This is a genomic window from Gilliamella intestini (assembly GCF_900094935.1).
Lineage (GTDB): Bacteria > Pseudomonadota > Gammaproteobacteria > Enterobacterales > Orbaceae > Gilliamella > Gilliamella intestini.
In genome coordinates this window covers 26547-32546 of sequence record NZ_FMBA01000026.1, presented here as the reverse complement: position 1 = coordinate 32546, position 6000 = coordinate 26547, and the positions used below count along the sequence as shown (strand labels likewise).

Here is a 6000-nt window from a genome sequence, read left to right as displayed (position 1 = left end):
ACATTGGTTGGGTGTTTGCCTTGCAAATTTTCTAAAACATACAATGCAACGCTGTTTAATGGAATACCAATCCCTTCGGTTTTTACTTTACCGCTACCGATGTTAACCCATGCATGACGATTTTTAATATCGACATTTTCCCACAAAAGACCTGTGATATTACTCATCCTTAAACCTGTTGCTAGTGCAAAAATAACAATAGGTATTAAATGATCAGGTAATTCATCAACAAGCCTTTTTTCCTGATTCGGTGTTAGCATAACTTGTCTTGGTGGTGGTTCTGGTAACATTTTTATAGCGGGTACTTTATCAAGCATATCATTCTCATATGCGCAATTAAGTACGCCTCTAATTTGTTGCAGTACGCCGTTAACAGTTCTGTTTTTTACACCTGTTTCCTGTTTTTCTTTTTTGATAAAATTTATTAAATTGCGATCAATTTCTGAAATACATTTATTAGCTAAATATTTATCCAACCAAATTAGATCGTAATTTTTATTTTCCTTTCTTTCTGGTTTCTCGTTTAACCAGACAACAACAGCTTCTATCCAAGTATATTCTGGTCGTTCACCCAATTTTGCCACTCGCCAGCTTGTATCATATTCACGAGCAGCTAGCTCTAATGCTTTTTGCTGATCGCTAGTCCCAGAGCTTTTGCGTATTCTTCCGGTACCATTCGGTGAGCTGTACGCGTAGTGCCAGATTTCGCCACGTTTGTATAATTTAATTGGTTGCTTTGACATTTTTTTAACTCCTCAAACTCATTATGTCGCAGCACCTCTTGCGAGGTGTCATTTTGATTTCTTTTTATGTAATTATCAAGATCTTCTTTCTCAAAAAGCCAGTGTCCTTTTTTACCGCTACGCTTGTATCCCTTGATAATTCCTTTTGATGCTTTAGCTCTTACATTAGTTGGATGTTCTTTTAAATAACTCGCAGCTTCTTTTGTTGTGTAATACATAATTTTTTATCTAAATTTAATATTTTCACCAATTTTGGCGTTAATTCATTAGAGTTATCCCCCAATGGGGGATATTGTTTATTTGTTTAACTCTGATGGTTTCTTTTCAACAATCTTCATAAATCCAACACCGAAATACTTAATATAAAGATCATTAATAAAAAAGAGCATTTCGTTAGCCATCCCAAGCCTTTCTTCATCCCAGCTATCAAGCGCGGTATGCACCTCATCTGCAATAATGCCGAATGCGTTGGCAGCTAAAGCTGACTGATTTAAAAGCGCACCAGCTATAAATGAGCTGAATTGATTGCGTATATCTTCATTAGAAAAGTTATTAAGTAAATTAGAATCATTTGTAACTGAAAAATCAGCACTTGGGTTATGCTTTTTTGCGAACAATATGAATTGCTGTCTTACCGCATTTGCAGCAACTTCATTTAATTCGCTGTTAATAATCATTTTAGTTAAGCTCATCTTTATGTCTCCTATTTAACATGTACGCATCAATCAAATTTAATATATAAACTTTTACATTTTTATTAGAACAGCCACCACTCAAAACGTAATCTCTGAAATCTTGAACACTGAATGTTGGGTGCTTTTTGCTTAATCTAGCTTCAAGATTCAATATTTTTTTATTTAGTTTGAGTAATTCACGATCAACATGGAAGCAAAGGTAAAATTCACCGTAAAACTTTTTTCCTGCTTTATCCGCATCAACTTTTGTTATTTTGTATTTTTCCATTAATCACTTTTACCTTGTGTTAGTTGATACTCAATAGCAGAACGGAACCCTTGCGCAAACACATCAAAGATTTGTGCTGTATCGTTTTCAACATAGTTATTTAATGCTTTGATGCTTGGGTCTCGAACCAATGAAAAATCTAGCTTATTTTTAACAACAAACTTTTCAAAACAAGTGTGAACAGTAAACATAAGATTATTCATTGGTTGATTCCTCCATTTTTATAAAAGCATTTTCTATAACACCTTTTAATATCAGTAACGCAGAACCGAATTGATTCATGGTTTCATCATCCACAGTAGTTAAATCGGCACAACGAAGCGTGTCAGCAATAGCACCGATACCGTCATTTGCGATACTAAGCACTTCTCTTAATTCTTCTTTAGAGGCTGATGTTGATAATAAATAATTAACTGGGTTATACATGGGTTATACCTCCATATGTGATTTAATGGCTTTTATTCCATTTTCGTTGTAACGAAAGTTAGTGACTTGCTTATCTGAATGTTCAGCTTTATCTAGCACAAAGATGCCATTTTCCGCTGTCTTCAAATTGTACTTATTAGCAATTAGTCCCACCTTGTGACCTGATATTCCCAGTTGTGCGCCGACTTCTTTTGCTGAATAAGTTTGACCATCTAGAATAGGATAGGGGACAACAGAACCTGCGATTGGATTAATTAACTTAGCATAGATAGCTTGTTTTGATGGCGAACTCAAATTAGATAGGTGTCCACATAATTTTTCAGCAACGTTATAAACTTCTTTTATCGCTCTTGCTTTTCTTAATTCTGGTAACCCTGAGTTATCAATTTTTGGTGTAGGTGTAAGCTCGCCTTTTTTGTAATCCAAAAATACTTGGTTAACCGTCAACTGAAATTTTGGACTGATCCAACCGGCATAAGAAATGGCCAAAAGTTCATGGGCGAAAGTACCTTGATTAATACCGCCTTTTGTGACAGTGATTATTTCTTGACCGAAGGCAGAATTCTGCCTTAGCTCTTCAATAAGTTCTTGAGTAGACTTTGTGGCTAACCACGCTTTAGGTCTTTTAGCATCTTTGCCCCCACTAGCTTTATGCAAAGCATTAAGATTATATCGACCTTCTTTATCAGTTGTGATAGAGATTCCAGCTATTACTGGACAAGATAAATTGTTTTTGATACTATTTTTCACGCTTTCATTCCTAAGTTGTTGGTTTGATTTTCTCCTTTGATGGCGGTCTTAGGGGATCCACTTTTTGCCTTTTTCCTGATATCCACAAGTATTTGTGGAAATACTTCATATATGCAATTGAGATCACCCGTTTCTAAAAATCGATTATGAATCTTGGTTAAAGGTTCGATAGCATTTATGCATCGATTATTTAACTGCTTTATCACATTAGGGATTTCTTTTGCTGAGAAAAGAGCACTAAATAATGGCTTTTTCCCTTCACTAACCAAAAGAGATATAAATGGCTCATCTAAAAAACATCCTAAGCTGAAATTACTCATTTTTACTCCCACCCAACAGGCTTTGATAATTTTTCTAATTTACTTCTTATGTTTTCAATAACATCAGCAACCAACCACGCCGAGCTATTAATTTGATTATTAGCATAATCTCCGTCTGGTTTTGTTACTGTTAGAATTAACCCGACAACGCCTTTTAACTGTAATAATTGGCAATCAATTTCTTCATGCTCATCAGCGGTTAATTGAGTACATACATTCTTGTCGTCCATTTTTTACCTCATTTTTGCCTTGGTAAGTTATCTAAAGCTTCTAATGTCTCTTCTAACCGATCTGCTATCATCCAAGCGCAAGTGTTAACGTGGTCGTTTCTATTATCGGAATCTGGGGATGTTGTTTCATTGATTAACATTGCCACCGCTTTCATTTGAATTAACGTTTCTTCTATTTTTTCCCGTGAGTTGTGGTTTAATAAATAAATATTCATTAGTAGCCCCTATTGATGTTAAATTTTGTTATCTCACTGATAACTTACTAAAGGATCTAAAAAGATCTCTTAAAACCAATAATAACTATAGTTATAAATTTAGTCAATATTAAAGTTATAAATAGTTATATTTTTTTGTGGGCAGTTAAAACTATTTGATTAAAAAGTTTTAATTTTGGGATTAATATTGTGGTTATAATAAGACAGCTTGCATTAAGTTTATTTGATTTGGATGTAAGTAGAGCTACTACAAGTAGAGCACAGAAAAACCGCCGAAGCGGTTCTATGTGTTCTATTTGGAACTATTATCTTTTACGTCTGAATATTCTGTGTTCAACCATGGTGCCAACTATTCTTATTTGCTGAGTTAATGTACTCATTGTTGTGTAATCAGGATTTAGCGGAATTAGCTCAAACTGAATTCTTTCATGCTCATCATATCCTAACTCTCGATATTTCTTGAACGTAGCTTCTGATTCGCCGTTCATTGCAACAACAAATTCACCAGGAATAGGTTTAACGGCTGGATCTATGATAACAACATCACCTTCTTTAAATTCTGGCTCCATTGAGTCGCCTTTTATTTGTAATGCAAATGCTTTATCTGATAGTTCCAATGAAGTCATAATGTATTCAAATCCTGTTGAATCTCTTAATTCGCATGATTCAGTCCAAACTCCTGCTTGAACATAACTAATTAAAGGCACTTGGCGAGCTTTTAGCGCTATGGGTTCTACATTCTTTACTTCTTTCTCTTTTCCGCTTAATAGCCACGCCATATCGCATTTAAGAGCAACAGATATTTCATATAAATAGCGAGGTTTTTTTACTTCTCCACTTTCAATTGCTTGATAAGATTGTTGTTTTATTCCAACTTGTGAAGCTACTTGTTCCTGCGTTAAGTTCAATTCTTCTCGTCGTGCTCTGATTCGTTGACCAAGATTATTCATTTTAAAAATCTCTTTTAGTTTTAGTCTAGTATCGATGATTGCCACCAAACACGCCCTAAAATAGTGATCTCATCTTGAAGCACTATTTCATCATCATAGCCTGAGTTGTAACTTTTAATTTTAATTTGATTGCCTGGCAATTTTTCTAAAATTTTTATTCTTAATAAACCATCATGATTGATTGCATAAATTTTCCCATCTCGGATATGTCTATCAGCCCGATCAATTGCAACTGTTGCTCCATCTCTAAAAACAGGTTCCATACTGTCTCCGTAAACGGTTAAGCAAACAGTGCAATTTTTATCAATTCCATATCTTCTCATTGTTGATTTAGATAATCTAAGCTTGCAACCGTTGTAATCTTCTATGTCGTCAGCAAATCCATTGCCAGCTGATAATCGTATATCCTTATAAAACGGCACTTCTACCTCATCATCATCAAGCGGTGTATTACTATCCCAATCGTCTATTGTTCCTAAAATTTTTGCATTAGAATTTATGTTACCTTTTTTCATTTCTCCTGAACCAGTTGTTAACCAAAACAGATCAACGTCTAACGCATTAGCTATTTCAACTAATTTTCTGGATGAGTTAGATCGTCCTGATAGTATTTTCTGAATTGCAGGCTGACTAATTCCTACTTTTTCTGCTAGTTGGTGCTGCGATAGTCCTGACATCTTGAACGCTAATTTTACACGCTCGTTAAAGTTACTTTGCTCCATTTCAGACCTTATTTAATGAATATGATTTATTGAATACATCATATAACTATAGTTATTTTAAGACAACACAAAAGTTATTGATTTGAGTTATTATTTAAGTTATATTTGGTTATTATTAAATATTAATTTTATAACTTTGAGAATATTGATGAATAAAAATAGAAGCATTCAGTTAGCAATTGAAATTCTTGGAGGGCAAAAAAAATTAGGAGAAATAACAGGAACAACTCAGCCAAATGTTTGGAAATGGCTACATAACAAGCAAAAAGTCAAAGCTGACTATGTACCGTTAATTGTTAAAGCAACAAATGGCGTAGTTAAAGCGTGTGAGTTGCGCCCTGATTTGCCAGAGTTATTTCCGCCGGAATGATTCTCATGACATCAATCTATTGCTTACCCGAAACTTATTGCAAGGATGATGAAAAGTGGATCATCGAAATGTTATCAAAGCTACCTAAGCGAGTTAGGAAAAGGGTATCTGCGTTATATACAGATGTATTTGTAGCCGAATATAAAAAAGAGCCAATAGCACACAAAAAGGAGAATAAGGCTCGTAGAGAAGCCAATACAAGGCTTCGTAAATATGTAAAACGTTATTCAAGTGTAATGAGTTGTCGGGTCTGTGAGCCGCCAATAGTTACACTGTAACGAAAATCCTCAACGTGTTTTTGAGGTACTCAT

Annotated in this window: 13 protein-coding genes; 1 reads left to right on the top strand and 12 read right to left on the bottom strand. The window is 34.6% G+C overall.

All coding sequences use genetic code 11. The features are described from left to right. From GA0061080_RS13365 to GA0061080_RS07920, 12 genes are all read right to left on the bottom strand, one after another. The coding region (locus GA0061080_RS13365) for a tyrosine-type recombinase/integrase (protein WP_500683396.1) at positions 1-662 on the bottom strand (662 nt) is incomplete at its 3' end. Further along, positions 620-961, bottom strand: coding sequence for a helix-turn-helix domain-containing protein (locus GA0061080_RS12920; protein WP_091123805.1), 342 nt, complete (start codon positions 959-961; stop codon positions 620-622). The genes GA0061080_RS12920 and GA0061080_RS13365, both read right to left, overlap by 43 nt. 78 nt (positions 962-1039) lie before the next feature. Next, positions 1040-1435 carry a hypothetical protein gene (locus GA0061080_RS07965; RefSeq protein WP_065590902.1) on the bottom strand — a complete coding sequence of 132 codons (396 nt, stop codon included), beginning with the start codon at positions 1433-1435 and terminating at the stop codon, positions 1040-1042. Further along, positions 1422-1706, bottom strand: a complete 285-nt coding sequence (locus GA0061080_RS07960) for a hypothetical protein (protein ID WP_091123802.1) — start codon at positions 1704-1706, stop codon at positions 1422-1424. The genes GA0061080_RS07965 and GA0061080_RS07960 overlap by 14 nt, the downstream gene beginning before the upstream one ends. Then, positions 1706-1909: a hypothetical protein gene (locus GA0061080_RS07955; RefSeq protein WP_091123797.1), complete on the bottom strand. Its 204-nt coding sequence runs from the start codon at positions 1907-1909 to the stop codon at positions 1706-1708. The genes GA0061080_RS07960 and GA0061080_RS07955 overlap by 1 nt, the downstream gene beginning before the upstream one ends. Next, positions 1902-2132: a hypothetical protein gene (locus GA0061080_RS07950; protein WP_091123793.1), complete on the bottom strand. Its 231-nt coding sequence runs from the start codon at positions 2130-2132 to the stop codon at positions 1902-1904. The genes GA0061080_RS07955 and GA0061080_RS07950 overlap by 8 nt, the downstream gene beginning before the upstream one ends. Positions 2133-2135: 3 nt before the next feature. After that, on the bottom strand, positions 2136-2882 hold the full coding sequence (locus GA0061080_RS07945; protein ID WP_091123789.1) for a KilA-N domain-containing protein: 747 nt from the start codon (positions 2880-2882) through the stop codon (positions 2136-2138). Beyond that, complete coding sequence (locus GA0061080_RS07940; RefSeq protein WP_091123786.1) at positions 2879-3202, bottom strand: hypothetical protein; 324 nt, start codon at positions 3200-3202, stop codon at positions 2879-2881. The genes GA0061080_RS07945 and GA0061080_RS07940 overlap by 4 nt, the downstream gene beginning before the upstream one ends. Positions 3203-3204: 2 nt before the next feature. Further along, positions 3205-3432 (bottom strand): hypothetical protein, encoded by a 228-nt coding sequence (locus GA0061080_RS07935; RefSeq protein WP_065590907.1) that lies wholly within the window; start codon positions 3430-3432, stop codon positions 3205-3207. Between the two features lie 8 nt (positions 3433-3440). Then, the gene (locus GA0061080_RS07930) at positions 3441-3647 is read right to left on the bottom strand and encodes a hypothetical protein (protein WP_091123782.1); all 207 of its coding nucleotides are present in this window, start codon (positions 3645-3647) and stop codon (positions 3441-3443) included. Between the two features lie 305 nt (positions 3648-3952). Further along, the gene (locus tag GA0061080_RS07925; RefSeq protein WP_091123778.1) at positions 3953-4597 is read right to left on the bottom strand and encodes a LexA family protein; all 645 of its coding nucleotides are present in this window, start codon (positions 4595-4597) and stop codon (positions 3953-3955) included. 20 nt (positions 4598-4617) lie between these two features. After that, positions 4618-5319, bottom strand: coding sequence for an XRE family transcriptional regulator (locus GA0061080_RS07920; RefSeq protein ID WP_202113764.1), 702 nt, complete (start codon positions 5317-5319; stop codon positions 4618-4620). A 148-nt stretch (positions 5320-5467) separates the two neighbouring features. Here GA0061080_RS07920 and GA0061080_RS07915 point away from each other — a divergent pair, with 148 nt between their 5' ends. Then, positions 5468-5689, top strand: coding sequence for a helix-turn-helix domain-containing protein (locus GA0061080_RS07915; protein WP_091123774.1), 222 nt, complete (start codon positions 5468-5470; stop codon positions 5687-5689). Positions 5690-6000: the final 311 nt, after the last annotated feature.

Bases quoted from the DNA above. Each gene is read 5' to 3' on its own strand.
- GA0061080_RS12920 (WP_091123805.1), bottom strand. From the start codon at position 961: ATGTATTACACAACAAAAGAAGCTGCGAGTTATTTAAAAGAACATCCA.
- GA0061080_RS07965 (WP_065590902.1), bottom strand. From the start codon at position 1,435: ATGAGCTTAACTAAAATGATTATTAACAGCGAATTAAATGAAGTTGCT.
- GA0061080_RS07960 (WP_091123802.1), bottom strand. From the start codon at position 1,706: ATGGAAAAATACAAAATAACAAAAGTTGATGCGGATAAAGCAGGAAAA.
- GA0061080_RS07955 (WP_091123797.1), bottom strand. From the start codon at position 1,909: ATGAATAATCTTATGTTTACTGTTCACACTTGTTTTGAAAAGTTTGTT.
- GA0061080_RS07950 (WP_091123793.1), bottom strand. From the start codon at position 2,132: ATGTATAACCCAGTTAATTATTTATTATCAACATCAGCCTCTAAAGAA.
- GA0061080_RS07940 (WP_091123786.1), bottom strand. From the start codon at position 3,202: ATGAGTAATTTCAGCTTAGGATGTTTTTTAGATGAGCCATTTATATCT.
- GA0061080_RS07935 (WP_065590907.1), bottom strand. From the start codon at position 3,432: ATGGACGACAAGAATGTATGTACTCAATTAACCGCTGATGAGCATGAA.
- GA0061080_RS07930 (WP_091123782.1), bottom strand. From the start codon at position 3,647: ATGAATATTTATTTATTAAACCACAACTCACGGGAAAAAATAGAAGAA.
- GA0061080_RS07925 (WP_091123778.1), bottom strand. From the start codon at position 4,597: ATGAATAATCTTGGTCAACGAATCAGAGCACGACGAGAAGAATTGAAC.
- GA0061080_RS07920 (WP_202113764.1), bottom strand. From the start codon at position 5,319: ATGGAGCAAAGTAACTTTAACGAGCGTGTAAAATTAGCGTTCAAGATG.
- GA0061080_RS07915 (WP_091123774.1), top strand. From the start codon at position 5,468: ATGAATAAAAATAGAAGCATTCAGTTAGCAATTGAAATTCTTGGAGGG.